The organism is Curvibacter cyanobacteriorum (assembly GCF_028649475.1).
Classification (GTDB): Bacteria; Pseudomonadota; Gammaproteobacteria; order Burkholderiales; family Burkholderiaceae_C; genus Curvibacter; species Curvibacter cyanobacteriorum.
This window is the reverse complement of record NZ_JAQSIP010000001.1, coordinates 238,328-257,624: the sequence shown is the minus strand read 5'-3', so window position 1 is coordinate 257,624 and position 19,297 is coordinate 238,328. Positions and strand designations below refer to the sequence as shown.

The window sequence follows — 19,297 nt, the reverse complement described above, 5'->3', positions numbered from 1 at the left end:
ACAGGCGCCAACATCGCCCTGGAGGCGGCCAGCCCCGCAGGGCCAGCCGGCCTCCACCGGGGCTCAGGCCACTTCGATGGCCGGTCGCTTGATGCGGAACCAGGCCGCGTACATGGCCGGCAGGGCCAGCAAGGTCAGCAGCGTGGCCACGATCAGGCCGCCCATGATGGCCACGGCCATCGGGCCCCAGAACACGCTGCGCGACAGCGGGATCATGGCCAGCACAGCCGCGGCAGCGGTCAGCACGATGGGGCGCAGGCGCCGCACGGCGGACTCGACGATGGCGTCCCAGGCCGGCACACCACGCGCCCGGTCCTGCTCGATCTGGTCGATCAGGATCACCGAGTTGCGCTGGATCATGCCCATCAGGGCGATCACCCCCAGCAGGGCCACGAAGCCAAAGGGGCGGTTCAGCAGGAGCAGCGCCCCGGCCACCCCGGCGATGCCCAGCGGCCCGGTCAGGAACACCAGCATCGCGCGGCTGAAGCTTTGCAACTGCAGCATCAACAGCGTGAAGGTGATGAACAGCATCACGGGCAGGCCCGCGGCAATCGAGGCCGAGCCCTTGCTGCTTTCCTCCACCGCGCCCGCCACTTCGATGCGGATCGCCTGGCCCGCCTCTGCCCAGCGCGCCTCGAGTGCGCGCAAGGCCGGCAGCAGCTCGGCGGTCACGGTCGCGCCCTGCAGGCCTTCGACGATGTCGCCCTGCACGGTCACGGCGTAGTCCCGGTTCTCGCGCCACATCACACCCGGCTCCCAAGTGAACACCGGCTTGGCGATCTGGGTCAGCGGGATCGAGCGGCCCGAGGCCGTCGGCAGGTAGGCGCTGGCGATGTCGGTGATGGCATTGCGCTCGTCCAGGGGCTGGCGCAGCACGATGTCGATCAGCTTGTCGTTCTCCCGGAACTGACCCACCGACGCCCCGGTCAGGATGGCCGCAGCGGCCTGGGCAATCGCCTGACTGGTGACCCCGAGGGCACGCGCCTTGGCCTGATCGACCTCCAGGCGGATGACCTTCACGGACTCGTTCCAGTTGTCGTTCACGCCGCGCATGTTCTTGTTCTCACGCAACACCGCCTTGACCTCATCGGCGCGCTCGCGCACCAGGGCCGGGTTGGCCCCCATCACGCGGAACTGCACCGGGTAAGGCACGGGCGGGCCGTTGGGCAGCAGCTTGACGCGGCCACGCACCTCGGGGAACTCCTCGGCCAGCAGGGCGGGCAGCTTGATGCGCAGCGATTCACGCACCTTCAGGTCCACCGGCAGCACGATGAACTGCGACACGTTGGTCTGCGGGAACACCTGGTCCAGCGGCAGGTAGAAACGCGGCACCCCCGAACCCACCCAGGTGCTGACGCTCTGCACCCCGGTCTCTTCGCGCAGGCGGGCCTCGACGCGACGCGTCACGGCCTCGTTGGCCGCGAACGACGTGCCTTCAGGGAACCAGATGTCGACCAGGATCTCAGGCCGGCTGGAGTCCGGGAAGAACTGTTGCTGTACCTTGCCCATGCCCACAATGCCAAGCCCAAAAATCAGCAGCGTGGCCCCGATCGTGGTCCAGCGGTGCGCCACGCACCAGGTCACGGCACGGCGGAAGCTGTTGTAGAACGGGGTGTCGAACATCTCGTGCGGCCCATCGCTGTGCCCCTGCCCATCGGCCAGTGCCGCCACATGGGGCGGACGCTTGAGCAACAGCACGCCCAGGTAGGGCACAAAGTAAACCGACACGACCCAGCTCAGCACCAGGGCGATCACCGTCACCGCGAAGATGGCGAAGGTGTATTCACCGGTTTGCGACTTGGCCAGACCGATGGGCAAAAAGCCCGCGGCCGTGATCAAGGTGCCCGTCAACATGGGCATGGCGGTGATTTCGTAGGCGAAGGTGGCGGCACGCACCCGGTCGTAGCCCTCCTCCATCTTGGTCACCATCATCTCCACCGCGATGATCGCGTCGTCGACCAGCAGACCCAGCGCAATGATCAGCGAGCCCAGCGAGATCTTGTGCAGGCCAATGCCCCAGTACCACATGGCCAGGAAGGTCACGGCCAGCACCAGCGGGATGGTGATGCCCACCACCAGCCCCGGGCGGATGTCGACGTAATAGCGGCGCCAGATCGGGTTCTGCCCCGGGCGCTTGTGCAGGCCCAGGCTGACGAAGCTGACCGCCAGCACGATCACCACGGCCTCGATCAGCACCTGCACAAACTCGCCCACCGAGCGGCTCACCGACTTCGGCTGGTCCTGCACCTGCACCAGGTGCACGCCGGCCGGCAGGGTTTGCTCGATGCGTTGGGTGGCGGTCTTCAAGGCCTTGCCCAGCGCAATGATGTCACCGCCCTTGGCCATGGAGACCCCGAGCGCGATGACTTCCTGACCGTTGTGACGCACCTTGACCGAGGGCGGATCCACATAGCCCCGCGTGATGGTGCCGATGTCCCCCAGGCGGAACTGGTTGCCCGAACTGCCGCGGATCGGCATCGCACGCAACTGTTCGACGGCCACAAACTGCCCCTGTACCCGCACCTGCACCACGTCCAGCGGGGTCTGCACCGAGCCGGCGCTTTCGACCGCGTTCTGCGCGTTCAACTGCGCCAGCACGGCGTTCAGGTCCAGGCCCAGCTGGGCCAGGCGCTTTTGCGAGATCTCGATGAAGATCTTTTCGTCCTGCACGCCAAACATCTCGACCTTGGCCACATCGGGCACGCGCAGCAGCGACTGGCGCACGTCGTCGGCAAAGGTCTTGAGCTCGGCGTAGCTGAAGCCATCGGACTCCAGCGCGTAGATCACGCCGTAGACATCCCCGAACTCGTCGTTGAAAAACGGCCCCTGCACCCCACTGGGCAAGGTGTAGCGGATGTCGCCGATCTTCTTGCGCACCTGGTACCAGACATTGGCCACCTCGGCGGGCCGAGAGGAGTCCTTGATCTGGAAAATGATCTGCGACTCGCCGGGCTTGGAATAGCTGCGGATCTTGTCCGCATAAGGCACTTCCTGCAGCGTCTTTTCGAGCTTGTCGGTGACCTGTTCGGCCACCTGCTGGGCGGTTGCGCCCGGCCAGTAGGTCCGCACCACCATGGCGCGGAAGGTGAATGGCGGGTCTTCGTCCTGGCCCAGTTGAAAGTAGGCCGCGAAGCCCAGCAACATCAACACGACCAGCAGGTAACGCGTGAGCGCCGGGTGGTCCAGCGCCCACTTGGACAGGTTGAAACCGTCTTTGGGTTGCACTTGCGTCATGTCCGGCCTCACTTGCCCGAAGCTGCAAGCGCAGGAGCCACCGCCGCGGCGGCCGGGGCGGCTGCCGTCGGGGCGCTGGGTGCGGAGCCTGAACCCGCGGCGCCTGCCACGGCCTTGCGCGGTTGGTACACCGAGACCTTCTGGCCCGGCGACAACACATGGACACCTGCGGCCACCACCTGGTCGCCCGGCTTCAGGCCGGCAGCGATGACGGCTTCATTGCCGTCGGCGGTGGCAATCTCCACCACCTGGGCCCGCACGGTCATGCTGCTCGGGTCCAGCACCCAGACCGCGGATTGGCGGCCTTCCTGGCGCAGCGCGCTGGTGGGCAGCTTGATGACTGCCGGCTCAGCCCGGGCCAGTCCTTGGGGCAGCACGTTGACGGTGGCCCCCAGGGCCGGAGCCCCCTGCGTCGGCAAGGCGACCTTGACCTGGTAGGTGCGGGTCACGGGGTCGGCACTGGCCGCCACCTCGCGCACCTGGCCTTCGATCTGGCGGTTCTCCGACCAGACCTTGACGGTCACCGAAGCGCCGACCTTGACCCCGGCGACTTTGTCCTCGGGCACGGCGAACACCACGTCGCGCGGGCCGTCCTGCGCAATGCGCACCACGGGCGTGCCCGCCTGCACCACCTGGCCAGGTTCGGCCTCGATGGCGGTCACCACCCCGGCCACATCGGCCACCAAGGAGGTGTAGGCAATCTGGTTGCCCTGGCTGGACAGCTGGGCCTGCGCCTGGTCCAGCGTGGCCTGGGCCGACTTCAGCGTGGTCTCACGGCGTTGCAGTTCGGCGCTGCCGATGAAGCTCTTGTCGAACAGTTCCTTGTAGCGACGGTAGTCGGCGGCGGCCAGGTCGCGGTTGGTCTGGGCCGCGGCCACCTGAGCGCGCGAGGCTTCGGCGCTCAGTTGGTAGTCCTGCGGGTCCAACTGGGCCAGCACCTGCCCCACTTTGACGCGCTGCCCCAACTCGGCCTGGCGACGGATAATCTTGCCGCCCACGCGAAAGCCCAGGCGAGAATCGACCCGCGCCTTCACTTCACCGGAATACTCATAGACCGCGCCCAACGATGTGGGGCTGACGGTCAGCACCTTGACCGCCCGGATGGGCTCAGCGGCGGGCTCGGGTCGGGAACAGGCCGACAGCCAAAGTGCAGCCGAGAGGCCCAGAACCCCCGTCAAGAAGGTTTGAGCACGAGGAGAGATCGCAAAGACTGGCATGGGAAGACCTGCTGTACAAGGTGCGGAATGAAGGTTTGGGGCGGCGCTTCGCAGCGCCCAGGCTTCGTTAACACGGTGTCAAAGAAGCCTCAATTTGTATTAATGACTCACTGGTTAGTAATCTAAGGGATTGTTCTGATGCATGTCAAGCCGAGTCCGGCCGCGGTTTCCACGCCACCGGGCCCACCGCTCACCGAACCCGGTGAAGTGTTGCCTGTGACCCACTATGAGAACTTCCCGGTGGCCTCCTGGCTGTGCCCGGCCCACTTGCGCGCACCGATCGCAGCGCTCTACCACTTCGCGCGCACCGCCGACGACCTGGCCGATGAGGGGTCGGTCAGCCCCGAGCAGCGCCTGGCCGACCTGCGGGCCTACCGCAGCCACCTGCACAGGGCGCTGGCGGGCGACGGCTCCGGCCTGCCCGACAGCGTGCCCGCCGCCTGGCGCGGCGTGCTGCAGGCCCTGGCCCGGCAGCACGCGGTGTGGCAATGGCCGCTGTCGCTGCTGGACGATCTGCTCGACGCGTTCGAGCAGGACGTGGTCTGGACCCAGGCCCAGCGTCACTACCCGGACCGCCCCACCCTGCTCGACTACTGCCGGCGCTCGGCCAACCCGGTGGGCCGCCTGGTGCTGCACCTGCACGGTGTGCAGGATGCCCCCGCCTTGCAACAAAGTGATGACATTTGCACGGCCTTGCAGTTGATCAATTTCTGGCAGGACCTGCGCCAGGACATCCCGCGCGGCCGACACTACCTGACCGACGCCGACTGCCTGCAGCACGGGGTGAGCCGCGCCGAGCTGCAGGCGCTGCAAAGCGCCCCGGCCACCCAGGCCCTGATCCAGGCCCAGCTGGACTGGGCCGAAGCCCTGATGCGCCGCGGCGCGCCCCTGGTGCACCGGCTGCCGGGCCGCGCCGGTTGGGAGCTGCGCCTGGTGGTCCAGGGTGGCCTGCAGGTGATCCGCCGCCTGCGCCCCCCCCAGGCCGACCCACTGCAGCGCCGCCTCAAGCTGCGCCGCAGCGACTACGCCCGCATGCTGTGGCACAGCCTGTGGATGTGAGCCCGACGCCCTGCCCCGCCCCCTCAGGTCCAACCTGATGCCAGGCCCATTGACAAGATGGGACAATCGCCCGCGAACGCCAAGCCAGATTCATGACCCCAGAAGATTACGTCCAGCAAAAAGCAGCCGCCTCGGGCAGCAGCTTTTATTACGCCTTTTTGTTCCTGCCCAAGCCGCGGCGGGCCGCCATCACGGCCTTCTATGCTTTTTGCCGCGAGGTAGACGACGTGGTCGACGAGGTCAGCGACAGCGGTGTGGCCCACACCAAGCTGGCCTGGTGGCAAAACGAGGTGCGTCAATCCTTCGCCGGCCAGCCCACCCACCCGGTGATGAAGGCCCTGATGCCGCATGTGCCCGTCCATGGGCTGCGGCAGGAGCAGTTGCAGGCCGTCATCCAGGGCTGCCAGATGGACCTGGAACAAACCCGTTACCTCGACTACGCAGGCCTGCAGCGCTACTGCCACCTGGTGGCCGGCGTGGTGGGCGAGGTGTCGGCCCGCATCTTTGGCCAGCTCGACGAGCGCACCACCGACTACGCCCACACCTTGGGCCAGGCTTTTCAGCTCACCAACATCATCCGCGACGTGGGCGAAGACGCCATGCGCGGACGCATCTACCTGCCGGTCAATGAACTGCAGCAGTTCGACGTCAAGGCCCACGAGGTGCTGCAGCGCGTGCATTCGGAGCGCTTCGTCAAACTGATGCAGTTCCAGGCCGAGCGTGCGCACAGCCTGTACGACCGCGCCCTGACCCTGCTGCCCGCCCAGGACCTGCGGGCCCAGAAGCCCGGCCTGATGATGGCCAGCATCTACCGCACCCTGTTGCGGGAGATCGAGCACGAGAACTTCCAGGTGCTGCACCAGCGCATCAGCCTGACCCCGCTGCGCAAACTCTGGCTCGCGTGGAAGGTGCAGGCGCTTGGCCGTGTCTGAGGCCCGGCCGGCGCCAGCGCCGGCACGCCCGGTGGCCCGCAGCGTGGCCGTGGTCGGGGGCGGTTGGGCGGGCCTGGCCGCCGCCATCGCGTCCAGCCAGGGCGGGGCCCGGGTGCAGCTGTTTGAATCCGCCCCGCGGCTGGGTGGCCGCGCCCGCGCCCTGGGTGCCGCCGCCGGCGAGCCCGCGCTGGACAACGGCCAGCACATCCTGATCGGGGCCTATGCCGAATGCCTGCGCCTGATGCGCACCGTGGGCGTGTCGCCCGAGCAGGCGCTGCTGCGTCTGCCACTGAACCTGCAGTTCCCCGACGGCAGCGGCCTGCGCCTGCCGCGCTGGCCGGCGCCGCTGGACGCGGTGGCCGGCATCCTGCGAGCCGGGGGCTGGCAGTGGGCCGACCGCCTGTCCCTGCTGCAGGCCACGCTGCGCTGGCACTGGGCCGGTTTCGAGTGCCCGCCCGGGTCCAGCGTGCTGGATTTGTGCCAGGGCATCCGCCCCCGCGTCATGGCCGACCTGCTCGAACCGCTGTGCGTGTCAGCCCTCAACACCCCCATCGGCCAGGCCAGTGGCCAGGTGTTTTTGCGCGTGCTGCGCGATGCGCTGGCCGGTGGCTCGGGCAGCTCCCACCTGTTGCTGCCGCGCACCGACCTCAGCGCCCTGTGGCCCGAAGCGGCCGGCCGCTGGCTGCAATCGCAAGGCCAGAGCGTGCTGTGTGGGCGCCGGGTGCAGACCCTGCGCCGGCTCGACGATGGGCGCTGGCAAGTCGACCTCGGTGAGCCCGCGGGCTTCCAGTCCAGCACCGCCTTCGATCAACTCATCCTGGCCTGCCCACCGGGCGAGGCCAGCCGCCTGCTCGAACAGGCCCAAGGCCTGACCGAGGGTCACCAGCGACCGGTGCAGCGCTTTTGTCAGCACGCCCGCGCGCTGCGCTTTGAAGCCATTGCCACCGTCTACGCCCAGGCACCAGGCCTGCGGCTGCCCACACCGATGCTGGCCTTGCGCCCCAGCGCCGAGGCGCCCGCCCAGTTTGTGTTTGACCGCGGCCAGTTGGGTGGCCCCCGGGGCCTGCTGGCCTTCGTGGTCAGCGCCAGCGACACCGACCGCGACGCCTTGACCGCCCAGGTGCTGCGCCAAGGGGAGACCGCACTCGCCCCGCTGGGTCTGCGCCACCTGAACTGGCAACAGACGGTGGTCGAAAAGCGCGCCACGTTCGCCTGCACCCCGGGCCTGCAACGCCCCCAGCAGGCCATCCTGACCGGTTTGCAAGCCTGCGGCGACTACTGCGAAGGCCCCTACCCCGCCACCCTCGAGGGCGCAGTGCTCAGCGGCAGCGCCAGCGGGCGGGCCGCCGCGATGGGCTGGGTCTGAGCGCGGCCCCCAAGGCCACGCCACCGGTTCACCCTGGCTCACCCCCGGACCAGCGCCCTGGCGCGCGCCCCGATCCGACCCAGACCGCAACCACCACAGGGCGCAGGCGCCGGTTCAGGCCGGCGCCGGGCCAGGCGCCAGCCACTGGCACAGCTCGCTGAGCGAATGCACGGTCAGAGGAGCCGGGTGCTCGTGGGTCCAGGCTTGGCGCTCACGGTTCAACCACACCGCCTGCAGGCCCGACTGCAAGGCACCGACGGCGTCCAGCGCGGCGTCGTCACCCACATGCAGCACCTCGTGCGGGGCCACGCCCGCGGCCTCGGCGGCGGCATGAAAGATGCGCGGGTCGGGCTTGGCCACCCCGAAGTCGCGCGCATTGAGCGCCGCCTTGAAGTACCCGGCCAGTCCCACCTGCTGGATGTCGGCATTGCCGTTCGACACCGCCACCAAGGGGTAGCGCGCGGCCATGAACTGCAGGCTGGGGTGGGCGTCATCGAACATCGTCACGCGCTGGCGCTCGGCAAAGAAGACCTCGAAAGCCGGTTCGGCCAGGTCGGTGGGGTCGCCCGCTTGGCCCAGCGCCAGGCGGATCGACTCGCGCCGCAGGGCGCTGAGGTCGGCCTTCAGGTCGGGGCGCAGGTCCACCATGCGGTTGCGGATCTCGCGCAGCGCGCCGGGCTCGGCGAACAAGGCGGCGGTGCGCGGCGCATGCGCCCGCAGCCAGGCCGCCAGCACCTCTTCGGCGCGCGCGATGGTCGGCCAGATGGGCCACAAAGTGTCATCAAGATCGAGGGTGATGGCCCGGATGCGTGCGAGGTCGAGCATAGGTGGTCGAGAATACGGCATTCCGAACATCCCCAGGCCCTGCCCTCTTATGCGCTCCAAGTTTGCCCCTGAACCTGCTTTCCGCCACGGCCAGCCGGCCCGCACCGGTGTGCTGCTGTGCAACCTGGGCACCCCCGAAGCCCCCACCGCGCCCGCCTTGCGCCGCTACCTGGGCCAGTTCCTCAGCGACCACCGCGTGGTGGAGATCCCGGCCCTGCTCTGGAAACCCATCCTGCACGGCATCATCCTGCGCGTGCGCCCGGCCAAGTCAGCGGCCAAGTACGCCACCGTCTGGACGCCCGATGGCTCGCCGCTCAAGGTCTGGACCGACAAGCAGGCCAAGCTGCTGCAAGGCTGGCTTGGCGAGGCAGGCCACCAAGTGCGTGTGCGCTACGCCATGCGCTACGGCAACCCGTCGATCGCCAGCCAGCTCGACGCCCTGAAAGCCGAGGGCGTGACCCGCATCCTGATCCTCAGCGCCTACCCCCAGTACTCGGGCACCACCACCGCCAGCGTGTTCGACGACGTGGCCGACTGGGGCAAGCGCCAGCGCCACCTGCCCGAACTGCGCTTCGTCAACCACTACCACGACGACCCGGGCTACATCGAAGCCCTGGCCCGCCGGGTCGAAGCCCACTGGCGCGAACACGGCCAGCCCGACCAGTTGGTGATGAGCTTCCACGGGGTGCCGGCGCGCACCCTCCAACTCGGCGACCCCTACCACTGCGAGTGCTACAAGACGGGCCGCCTGCTGGCCGAGCGACTGGGCCTGCGGCCCGACCGCTACAAGATCACCTTCCAGTCGCGCTTTGGCAAGGCCAAGTGGCTGGAGCCCTACACCGAGCCCAGCCTGATTGCGCTGGCCCAGGCCGGCACCCGCCGCGTGGACGTGATCTGCCCCGGCTTCACCAGCGACTGCCTGGAGACCCTAGAAGAAATCAGCCAGGAAGCGCGTGAGGCCTTCCTGCACGCGGGCGGCCAGGACTTCCACTACATCGCCTGCCTGAACGACAGCCCGGCCTGGATCGATGCGCTCAGCCAGCTGACCCAGCGCCACCTCGGCGGCTGGCCGACCCAGATCGCCAGCGCCGAGCAACAGCAAGCCGACCGCGACCGCGCCCTGGCCCTGGGGGCGCCGAACTGAGCGCACGGCCCCTGGGTCGCTCCCGACCCGGGCCCCGCCGCGAGCCGTTATGCTTTTCGACATCCCCGGGCGGGCCCCCGCCCCCCGAACGGCCTGCGCCGGTCCCGCCTGAGCGGGCCTGGCCGGGTCTGCAACCCTTTTTTTCATGCCCGTCCAGCCTTCCCTGCCCCTGACGCCCCCGCCCGCTGCCACCGAACTGACGCCGGACCAACTGCGCCGCCAGATCCCCGCGGCCGAGCTGGGCTTTGCCAGCACCGCCGAACTGCGCCACCTGAGCCCCGGCTGGATCGGCCAACAGCGCGCCCGTGAGGCCACCGACTTCGGCCTGCACCTCGACGCCCCCGACTACCACCTGTTTGTGCTGGGCGAGCCCGGCAGCGGCCGCAGCTCGCTGCTGCGCCAGGCCCTGCAAGAAGCCGCCCTGCAGCGCCCGGTGCCGCCCGACCTGGCGTTCCTGCACCACTTTGAGCAGCCGCTGCGACCGCTGGCGCTGCGCCTGCCGCCCGGTCAAGGCCGGGTGCTGCGCCAGGCCTTGCAGCAACTGAGCCGGCAACTGCCCCAGGAAATCCCCGCGCAGCTCGAAAGCGCCGAGCTCATGCTGGCCGCCGAACTGATCGAGACCGCGTTCGAGCGCGAAGAAAAGCACGCCCTGGCCGCCCTCGAGGACCTGGCCACCCGGCATGGCTTCAAGCTCGGCCGCGCTGGCGAGGGCGACAGCGAACGGCTGCAACTGCTGGTGCGCGACGACCGCAAAAACGGCCCCGACAGCGGCCCCAGCGAGGCCGAGGTGCAGGTGCGCCGGGAAATGGCCCACACCCTGGCCCGCCTGCGTGAACGCGAACAAGCGCGCGACCAGGCGCTGTCGGCGCTGCAGGCCCAAACCCTGAAGCCCTGGCTGCACAGCGTGTTCGAACGCGCGCTGGCCAGCGTCAGCGGCCTGGCCCAGCCGGAGCAGGCCTGGCTGCAAAGCTGGTCACAAGCGGCCCAGCAAGAGGTGCTGGAGGAGATCGAGCTGTTCCTGCCGCGCGCGGGCGACGACGACGAAGCCGACCGCAAGGCCGACCTGGCCCACTGGCAGGCCTGCCTGAAACTCAACCTCGTGGTGGACCACGCCGAACAGCGCGGCGCCCCGGTGGTGATCGAGGACAACCCACAGATGCGCAGCCTGTTCGGCTGCATCGAGCACCCGGGCGGCGACGACGCTGGCCCGCCCGACCACACCGCCCTCCACGCCGGCGCGCTGCTGCGCGCCCACGGTGGCTACCTGATGCTGCACCTGGCTGACCTGGCCGACGACGAGGACCTGTGGGACCGGCTGCGCCGCTTCCTGCGCTCGCGCCAGTTGCAGATCGAGGACGGGGGCGGCAGTGCCGGCCCCGCGGGGGCCAGCCTGCAGCCCGATCCCCTGCCGCTGAACCTGCGCCTGGTGCTGATCGGCTCGCCCGACGCCTACTACAAGCTGCAAGACAGCGAGCCCGACATGGCGCGGCGTTTCCGCGTCAAGGTGGACTTTGCCGACCGCTTTGCCGACCACCCCGAGCACCGCCGCGCGATGGCCATCTGGGTCGCGCAACGCTGCGAGGCCCTGGGCCTGCCCCACGCCGATGCCAGCGGTGTGGCCGCACTGCTGGGCCAAAGCCACCGGCTGGCCGAGGACCAGCACTACCTCAGCGCACAACTGGGCTGGGTCGAGCGCGACCTGATTGAGAGCGCCGCCGCCTGCCGCCGCCGCGGCGGCGAGCACATCCAGGCCGCCGACGTGGCCCAGGCCTTGCAGGCCCGGGCGCGGCGCCACAACCTGCCCGAGCAGGAACTGATGGAGCGCATCCGCGATGGCGAGCACCTGCTGTCCACCGAAGGCTGGGCACTGGGCCAGGTCAACGCCATGAGCCAGATCGACACCGGCGACCACCGCTTTGGCGTGCCCATGCGCATCACGGCGCGCACCCTGGCGGGCCACGGCGGCGTGCTCAACATCGAGCGCGAGGTCAAGCTCTCGGGCCCCATCCACGACAAGGGTGTGCTGATCCTGCAGGGCTACCTGCAGCAGTTGCTGGCCGAGCAGGCCCCGCTGGCGCTCAGCGCCTCCCTGGTGTTTGAACAGGAATACGACGGCGTGGAGGGCGACTCGGCCTCGTGTGCCGAACTGTTCGCGCTGCTGTCCGCACTGTCCGGCCTGCCCCTGCGCCAGGGCATCGCGGTGACCGGGGCGCTGAACCAGCACGGTGAGGTGCTGCCGGTGGGGGGCTTGAACGAAAAGATCGAAGGCTGGTTCCAGGTCTGCCGGGACCGCGGTCTCACAGGTGAACAAGGTGTGCTGCTGCCGGCACGCAACCAGCGGCAGCTGATGCTGTCCGAGGAGGTGGTGGCCGCGGTGGCCGCCGGTCAGTTCAAGGTCTACACCATGTCGCATGTGGCCCAGGGTGTGGCCTTGCTCTGCGAGCGTCCCTTGCAAGGCCCCGCTGCGGGTGAGGCGACCCAGGCCAGCGTGCAAGCGCTGGCCCTGCAGACCCTGGCCGCCTACCGACGGGCCTGCCAGCGCGCCCAGGGCCTGCGCCGCGGTCGCGGCCGGGCTTGAGGGCCAGCGGCCCTGCAACCGCCCACAGCGGTGGCGCGCCAAGTGCTGCGCCCGGTGCAGCCCCCGTGCAGCGCCCCGTGCGGCCGTGGCAGGCCAGCCCAGGCCCAGGGCGGGCCCTCCGCAGGGGCCTGGCTCAGGCCGCGGCCTCGGCGCGGTCGATGAAGTCGCTGACCCAGTTCAGTTGCTCGGGCACATTGAGCGCGGGCGCATGGCCGCAGCCCGCGACCTCGATCACCGTGGTCAGGCCGCGCCGGCCCGGGCCCCGGCGCAGCATCTCGGCGGTGGTCTCGGGCAACACCAGATCGGACTCGGCGCCACGCAGGCACAGCACGGGCAGGTCCAGGGCGTCGTAGTGGTCCCAGATCAGGTAGTCATTGGGGTGGTGGGTGAACTGCATCACCATCGCGGGGTCGTAATGCGGCGTCACCCGACCATCGGGCAGGCGCCGGGTCGAGGTCTCGGTCAGCCGCCGCCACTGGGCGTCGCTGAGCCAGCCATAGGGCTTGTAGACCTGGCGGAAAAAAGCCTCGAGCGCCAGCACCGAATCAAACACCGGCGGCTGGCCCGCGTAGGCGCGGATGCGCTCGATGGCGGCCTGCGCCAACTGAGGCGCGTTGTCGTTGAGCACCAGGCTCTTGAGGCGCCCCTTGAGCGCCGGCTGCGCCAGACCGGCCGCGCACACCGTGCCGATGGCCCCGCCCATCGAGGTGCCGACCCAGTGCACACGCTGCAGGCCCAGGCCGTCGAGCAGGCCCAGCGCCAGCTCGGCATAGAAGGCCAGGGTGTACTCCCGTTCGGGCGCAGGGCTCCACTGGCTCAGGCCCCGGCCCAGGGTGTCCGGGCAGATCACGCGGTAGCGCGGGCTCAGGTGCTGGGCCAGTTCGTCCATGTCACGGCCGGTGCGCGCCAGGCCATGCCAGGCGATCACCGCCGGGGCCGTCGGGTCGCCCCACTCGGTGAAGTGGATTTCACGGCCAGCGCAGTTCAGGTAGTGGGAGGACGGGGACATGGGCAAGGTTCCGGTTCGGGCGAAGGCCCGCAGGCCTTCGCTTCGGTCAATGACAAGGCGACGCGACTCAGTCGGGGATGGTCACCGTGTTGCCGCTCAGTACGATGCGGTCGGCCTCGGCCGGTGAGGCCGACGGCGCCGGCACGTTGGCCGCGGTCAGCGCCGGCGCCTGGCCCGCGGTGCCGCCACGCGGGGTGGTGCGCACCACCTGGGACGGCGGCAGGGCGGTGCCGTTCTTCAGCTTGGCGTAGACCGAGTCCAGCGCGCGGTTCAGGTAGACGTGCAGCGGCACAAAGCGGCTGTCGTAACCCGGCAGCACCGCTGGCAGGCCGATGAAGCCGTCAAAGTGCTGTGCGTTGGTCACTTCGAGGTAGCTCAGCTGGCTGTTGGCGCCCTCCACCGCCTTGTTGAGCGCCAGGTAGGGACGCGAGGTGTGGTTGACCGGCAGCAAGGGGTCAGAGCGGCCATGCACGATGACGGCCGGCTTGCCGCGCAGGTTGCCGTTGCGGCGGGTTTCGTCGATGCCCGCGTTGACGCGCTGGGCCGCGGCGTCCACCCCGGTGACCAGGTTGCGCAGGCAGTTGGCACCGTCGAGGTTCATGTCCGGCAGGCCGGTGCTGGGCGAGGTGGAGAACAGGTCGCGCGTCGGGCCCTTGGGCGATTGGTTGTTCACCAACTGCACCCCGGCCGACGGCGGCACCCCATTGCCGTTGGCGTACATCTGGGCCAGCGCGTTGGGGCTCATCACCGTGGGCTCCCAGGTGGGGGCGGTGGCGGCAAAGCTGTAGCCACAGAGGTGGTCCTGCACCCCGAAGCGCCCCAGGGCGTTGGCAAAGGTCACGGCCACCGCCGGGGCGACTTCAAAGCTGGCCAGGGTGGCCAGCTGGCTGCCGGCCTCGGGCTCCCAGCCGTAGTCACGCAGGCGCTGCCAGGACTCGCTGGCCTGGGCGCTCGTGGTGGTGGCGTTGAGCAGGCCACGGGTCTTGAGCGAGTTGCAGCGGTAGGCGGCAATCGTCCCGTAGACCGTCGGCAAGGCATAGGTCGTCTGCAGCGGGCTGCCGGCCAGTTCCGGCGCCAGCGCGGCGCAGGCCGCATAGAGGTGGGCGTAGGTGGTGAAGTCGAGCAGGGTGCGCGAGTTCACGCCTTGCACCGTGCTGCCGCGCTTGACCACCACGTTGGGGTTGCGCGGCATTTCGATGGCGGGTTCGGCCACCGCCAGACCGTCGATCAGGCCATTGCTGTCCTGCTCGAGCGCGGCAATCGCAGCGCCACCGCCGTTCGACACACTGGACGCGATGACCAAGGTGTTGTCCGGGTCGAACACGCGGCTGCGCTGGCCCCCGCCCAGGTCGGTCCCCAGGCGCTGGTTCAGCACATAAAAAGCAAATTCGACCGCTTGCAGGGTGTACTTGCCCCAGTCTTTTTCAGGGTTGCGCTGCGAGTGCGCGTGCTTGAAAGCCAGTCGATTGGGGGTGCTGGCGTTCAAGGCCTGCAAGTCGCTGGCCGACAGCGGCGCCTTGAACTGTGCGCCCGTGCCGGCCGCGCTGACCGTGGCGCGGGTGCCGTCGATCAGGGGCACGGTGTTGGTGGCGAGGTCGTGGCCTGCGCTGCCCGTGCCCTTGTCGGTGTAGGCCACGGCACAGCCCTTCTTGAGGCCCCACTCACCGGTGCTGATGGCCCCGTAGACGCCGCGCGAGCCCGAGGAGGTGGCCGTCACGATGCAGGGGTTGGCGCGGTCGAAGGTGCTGGGCACCTGCACCACCAGGGTGACGTTCTGCAGGCCACTGCCGTCGTCACTGTAGGCGGTGTACTCGCCCCCGGCAATCAGCCCTTCGCCCGTGGTCACGGTGCCGGCGGCGGTGACGTTGGGTCCATAGAGCGTGCCATAGCCGCCGGCCGCGGTGGTGTCGATCAGGCCGCGGTAGCTGTTGTAGATGGCGGCCCGGCGCAGTTCGGCCGCGGTGGGCTGGAGCGCATTGGCGTAGCTCGGCGGCACCGCGCTTTGCAAACCGGTCTTGCCCAGGCCGGCACTCAGCAAGTCGTTGCTGACACCGTCGTACTCGACGCTGCTGACCACGCCCAGAAAGCGGGGCTTCTCATTGACCGGGCCGTTGCCGTCGCTGCCGCAGGCGGTGAGCCCGAGGCCCAAGGCCAGGGCCGATGCCAGCGCGGTGAGGGGAAATCGCATGGTTTTGTCTCCTTGAGGTTGTTGTCTCATCACACACATCACGGTCCGGGCCGACAGGCCCTGGTCCCTTGACACCGATGCCGCGGAGGCCCCTGGCTCAATGGCCCGCCGCCTGCTGGTTCTCACGGGCGGCGCGCAAGCGCCCCACCACCCCGGTCGGGAAGTAGTACACCGACAGCACAAACAGCAGGCCCAGCCACAGCAGCCAGCGGTCGGGCGACAGCAGCGCCGACAACCACGGCCAAGCGGCGCTGGCCTCGCTGCCCCAACGCAACAGGTCTTGCAGGTAGCTCTGCGCCACCAGGAACAGGGCCGAGCCGACGGCTGCGCCATAGATCGTGCCCATGCCGCCGATCACCACGATCAGCAGCACGTCCAGCATCAACTCGAACGACAGCGAGGTGTCCGGTCCGTTGTAGCGCAGCCAGAGCGCCAGCATGGCGCCCGCGAGGCAGGCGAACAGCGCCGACAAAATGCTCGACACGGTGCGGTAGACCACCACGCGGTAGCCGATGGCCTCGGCGCGGAACTCGTTCTCGCGGATCGCTTGCAGCACGCGGCCAAACGGCGAGTTGACGATGCGCAGCAAGGCCAGCAGCAGCGTCACCGCGAGCACGAACAAGAGGTAGTAGCAGATCAGCCGGCCGTCCAGCGAGACGCCCATGAAGGGCTCTTCGGCCCATTCGAAACTCGGCGACAGCAGCTCAGGCACCTTGAAGGTCAGGCCGTCCTCGCCCCCGGTCAGCTCGGACAGCTGCGAGGCCAGGGTCTGGAAGGCCGAGGCCACGGCCAGCGTGATCATGGCGAAGAAGATGGCGCGCACGCGCAGCGAGAACAGGCCCACCGCCAGCGCCAGCAGCAACGACAGCAGCAGCGACGCCCCCAAGCCCACCGCAAGCGCCTCCCAGGTCGGCCCCAGGCGCGTGGTGGCGATGGCGATGCCATAGGCACCGATGCCAAAGAACATGGTGTGGGCAAAGCTGACGATGCCGGTGTAGCCCAGCAGCAAGTCAAAGCTGGCCACCAGCACCACGAACACCAGCACCTTGGCCGCCACATTGAGCGCCTTGACGCCCGGGAAAACGAAGGGCGCAAACGCCAGCGCCAGCAGCAGGCCCAGCAACAGGGCCGCGAGCAGCTTGCTGCGCGGCAGGTCGTGTGAAATCAGTCGGGTCAACATGGTCGGGGCCTCAACGGTTGGTCACCGGGTAGACGCCCTGGGGGCGCCACAGCAGCACCGCCACCATCAGGGCGATGTTGGAGAACAGGGCCAGCTTGGGCAGCAGGAACCCGGTGTAGTTGGCCATCAGGCCGACCAGCAGCGCGCCAATCAAGGCCCCGCCGGTGGAGCCCAGGCCGCCGATGATGATCACGATGAAGATCAGCACATTGACCTGTGCGCCCATCTGGGGCACGACGTTTTGCTGGTACAGGCCCCACATCACCCCGCCCAGGCCGGCCAGTGCGCTGCCGACCACGAAGACGCCGACAAACAGGCGCCGGATGCGGTAGCCCAGCGACTCGACCATCTCGCGGTCCTGCACGCCGGCCCGGATCAGCAGACCGATCTTGGTGCGGTTCAGGGTGTAGGCCAGCAGGCCGAACACCAGCAGCCCCACCACCACCGCCACCACGCGGTAGCGCTCGATGGCGGCGTCACCCCACAGCCAGGCACCGCGCATGCCCTCGGGCAGGGGCAGCGGGATCTGTTGCGGGCCCCAGATCACCTTGATCAGCTCCTCACCGATGATCATGCCGCCCATGGTGATCAGGATCTGCTTGAGGTGCTGGCCGTAGACCGGTCGCACGATGTAGCGCTCGAACGCCAGGCCCAGGGCGCCCGACACCGCCATGGCGATCAGCATGGCCGGGAACACCGCCACCAGGTTGCGCCACAGTTCGGCCGACTGGGTCCAGTCGCTCATGGCGCCCAGCACGCTGGTGGCGACAAAAGCGCCCAGCGCAATGAACACGCCATGGCCGAAGTTCAGCACATCCATCAGGCCGAACACCAGGGTCAGGCCCGACGCGATGATGAACACGATCATGCCCATCGCCAGGCCCGCCACGGTCAGCGTCAGCCAGGTCGAGCCCGACCCCACCAGGGGCAAGGCCAGCAGGGCCAGCAGCGGCACCAGGGCCAACGGCTTCCAGTCCAGTTCTTTGAAGTTCATAGTGCCAACCCCAGCAGCGAGCGCTGCAATGCCTCGTCCGCGGCCAGCTCGGCCATGCGCCCGGCATGGACCACGCGGCCGTTGTCCATCACCGCCACGCTGTCACCCAGGCGTTTGGCGAAGTGGATGTTTTGTTCGACCAGCAAAATGGTCACGCCGCTGGCCTTGAGCTGGGCGAAGGCGTCGATCATGTTGTTGATCATCACGGGCGCCAGGCCCTTGCTGGGCTCGTCGATGATCAGCAGCTGGCGCGGCTCGACGATGGCGCGCGACACCGCCAGCATCTGCTTTTGCCCGCCCGACAGCTTGCCCGCCGGGTGGTTCCAGAACTTCTGCACCGCCGGGAACAGGCCGAAGATCCACTGCAGTCGGGCCTCGTCGATCTGGGCCACGGTGCGCGCCTGGCGGGCCGCCAGCAGCATGTTCTCCTTGACCGTGAGGTCGGCGAAGATGCCCATGTTCTCGGGCACGTAGGCGATGTTCAGGCCGGCGATCTGCGGCGTGTGCAAGCGGCTGATGTCGCGGCCGTCAAAGCGCAGGCTGCCTTGCGAGGCCTGCCACAGGCCCATGATGGTGCGCAGCGTGGTGGTCTTGCCCGCGCCGTTGCGCCCCAGCAGCAGGGTCAGTTCGCCGCGCGGCACCACCAGGTCCACCCCGTGCAGGATGTGGTAGGCCCCGATGTGGGTGTGCACACCTTGCAGCTCGAGCAGGTGCTTGGAAGGGGATGTGGTGGTGCTCATGCCGCCTCCTTGGCCACGCCGAGGTAGGCCTCTTGCACCACCGGCAAGGCAATCACGGTGGCGGGGTCGCCGTCGGCCACCAGCGTGCCGTTGTGCAGCACGATGATGCGGTCGGCCAGTTCACGCACCACGTCCATCTTGTGCTCGACCAGCAGGATGGTCTTGCTTTTGTCTTTTTTGAGTTCGCGGATCAGGTTCAGGATCACCGGGGCCTCGTCGTGGCTCATGCCGGCCGTGGGCTCGTCGAACATGAACACCTGCGGCTCCAGGGCCATCAACAGGGCCACCTCGAGCTTGCGCTGGTCGCCGTGCGGCAGGCTGGACACCAGCACCGCCTGCTGGTGCTGCATGGCCACGGTGTGCAGGATCTCCAACGCGCGTTCGGTCAGGGCGCGGTGGTCGCTCCAGATGCTCCACAGGTTCAAGCCGTGCCAATGCGCCCCGGGCCGGGTGGCCTGCACGGCCAGGCGCACGTTCTCCAGCACGCTGAGGTGCGGGAACAGGTTGGTCAATTGAAACGCCCGCCCGAGCCCGGCGCGCGTGCGCGCCGACACGGTGGCCTGGCTCAGGTCCACCCCATTGAGGTGGACCGTGCCACTGCTGGCCGGGATCTGGCCCGACACCAGGTTGAAAAACGTGGTCTTGCCCGCCCCGTTGGGGCCGACGATGGCGGTCAAAGTGCCGGGTGCAAAACTGCACGAGACGGCATTCACCGCCACGTGTCCGCCGAAGCGGACCGTGAGGTCTTGGGTTTGCAGCATGGCGTGGGGTTCCTGAACCCGCCCAGGCGCAGGGCGGTGTTGCGGGACGGTGGGGGCGCGGGCAGCAAGG

General features: G+C 68.8%; 14 protein-coding genes. 5 read left to right on the top strand and 9 right to left on the bottom strand.

Annotated elements, in window-relative coordinates; genetic code table 11:
* Positions 1 to 63 precede the first annotated feature (63 nt).
* Together PSQ40_RS01080 and PSQ40_RS01075 are read right to left on the bottom strand one after the other, a co-directional pair.
* The gene (locus tag PSQ40_RS01080; protein WP_273948066.1) at positions 64 to 3,234 is read right to left on the bottom strand and encodes an efflux RND transporter permease subunit; all 3,171 of its coding nucleotides are present in this window, start codon (positions 3,232 to 3,234) and stop codon (positions 64 to 66) included.
* An 8-nt stretch (positions 3,235 to 3,242) separates the two neighbouring features.
* Positions 3,243 to 4,451 (bottom strand): efflux RND transporter periplasmic adaptor subunit, encoded by a 1,209-nt coding sequence (locus tag PSQ40_RS01075; protein WP_273948064.1) that lies wholly within the window; start codon positions 4,449 to 4,451, stop codon positions 3,243 to 3,245.
* Between the two features lie 138 nt (positions 4,452 to 4,589).
* Between PSQ40_RS01075 and hpnC the strand changes: the two genes are divergently transcribed.
* The 3 genes from hpnC to hpnE all read left to right on the top strand — a co-directional run bounded on the left by hpnC (position 4,590) and on the right by hpnE (position 7,808).
* Positions 4,590 to 5,510 (top strand): squalene synthase HpnC, encoded by a 921-nt coding sequence (gene hpnC / locus PSQ40_RS01070; protein ID WP_409338530.1) that lies wholly within the window; start codon positions 4,590 to 4,592, stop codon positions 5,508 to 5,510.
* Between the two features lie 92 nt (positions 5,511 to 5,602).
* A complete protein-coding gene (gene hpnD / locus PSQ40_RS01065; protein WP_273948060.1) occupies positions 5,603 to 6,442 on the top strand; it encodes a presqualene diphosphate synthase HpnD in 840 nt (279 codons plus the stop codon).
* On the top strand, positions 6,435 to 7,808 hold the full coding sequence (gene hpnE, locus PSQ40_RS01060) for a hydroxysqualene dehydroxylase HpnE (RefSeq protein ID WP_273948058.1): 1,374 nt from the start codon (positions 6,435 to 6,437) through the stop codon (positions 7,806 to 7,808). The genes hpnD and hpnE overlap by 8 nt, the downstream gene beginning before the upstream one ends.
* Before the next feature lie 114 nt (positions 7,809 to 7,922).
* Here the strand turns inward: hpnE and PSQ40_RS01055 are convergent, their stop codons facing one another.
* The gene (locus PSQ40_RS01055; protein WP_273948055.1) at positions 7,923 to 8,633 is read right to left on the bottom strand and encodes an HAD-IA family hydrolase; all 711 of its coding nucleotides are present in this window, start codon (positions 8,631 to 8,633) and stop codon (positions 7,923 to 7,925) included.
* Between the two features lie 49 nt (positions 8,634 to 8,682).
* Here PSQ40_RS01055 and hemH point away from each other — a divergent pair, with 49 nt between their 5' ends.
* Positions 8,683 to 9,777, top strand: a complete 1,095-nt coding sequence (hemH, locus tag PSQ40_RS01050; protein ID WP_273948053.1) for a ferrochelatase — start codon at positions 8,683 to 8,685, stop codon at positions 9,775 to 9,777.
* A gap of 145 nt (positions 9,778 to 9,922) precedes the next feature.
* Positions 9,923 to 12,355 carry a Lon protease family protein gene (locus PSQ40_RS01045; RefSeq protein WP_273948050.1) on the top strand — a complete coding sequence of 811 codons (2,433 nt, stop codon included), beginning with the start codon at positions 9,923 to 9,925 and terminating at the stop codon, positions 12,353 to 12,355.
* Positions 12,356 to 12,488: 133 nt separating this feature from the next.
* Here the strand turns inward: PSQ40_RS01045 and PSQ40_RS01040 are convergent, their stop codons facing one another.
* The 6 genes from PSQ40_RS01040 to PSQ40_RS01015 all read right to left on the bottom strand — a co-directional run bounded on the left by PSQ40_RS01040 (position 12,489) and on the right by PSQ40_RS01015 (position 19,227).
* A complete protein-coding gene (locus PSQ40_RS01040) occupies positions 12,489 to 13,364 on the bottom strand; it encodes an alpha/beta fold hydrolase (RefSeq protein WP_273948047.1) in 876 nt (291 codons plus the stop codon).
* Between the two features lie 67 nt (positions 13,365 to 13,431).
* Complete coding sequence (locus PSQ40_RS01035; RefSeq protein ID WP_273948045.1) at positions 13,432 to 15,552, bottom strand: D-(-)-3-hydroxybutyrate oligomer hydrolase; 2,121 nt, start codon at positions 15,550 to 15,552, stop codon at positions 13,432 to 13,434.
* A 97-nt stretch (positions 15,553 to 15,649) separates the two neighbouring features.
* On the bottom strand, positions 15,650 to 16,732 hold the full coding sequence (locus PSQ40_RS01030; RefSeq protein ID WP_273948044.1) for a branched-chain amino acid ABC transporter permease: 1,083 nt from the start codon (positions 16,730 to 16,732) through the stop codon (positions 15,650 to 15,652).
* Positions 16,733 to 16,742: 10 nt separating this feature from the next.
* The gene (locus PSQ40_RS01025; protein WP_273948042.1) at positions 16,743 to 17,726 is read right to left on the bottom strand and encodes a branched-chain amino acid ABC transporter permease; all 984 of its coding nucleotides are present in this window, start codon (positions 17,724 to 17,726) and stop codon (positions 16,743 to 16,745) included.
* The gene (locus PSQ40_RS01020) at positions 17,723 to 18,466 is read right to left on the bottom strand and encodes an ABC transporter ATP-binding protein (RefSeq protein WP_273948040.1); all 744 of its coding nucleotides are present in this window, start codon (positions 18,464 to 18,466) and stop codon (positions 17,723 to 17,725) included. Before PSQ40_RS01020 ends, PSQ40_RS01025 begins: the two co-directional genes overlap by 4 nt.
* Complete coding sequence (locus PSQ40_RS01015) at positions 18,463 to 19,227, bottom strand: ABC transporter ATP-binding protein (RefSeq protein WP_273948037.1); 765 nt, start codon at positions 19,225 to 19,227, stop codon at positions 18,463 to 18,465. The genes PSQ40_RS01020 and PSQ40_RS01015 overlap by 4 nt, the downstream gene beginning before the upstream one ends.
* Between the last annotated feature and the right edge of the window lie 70 nt (positions 19,228 to 19,297).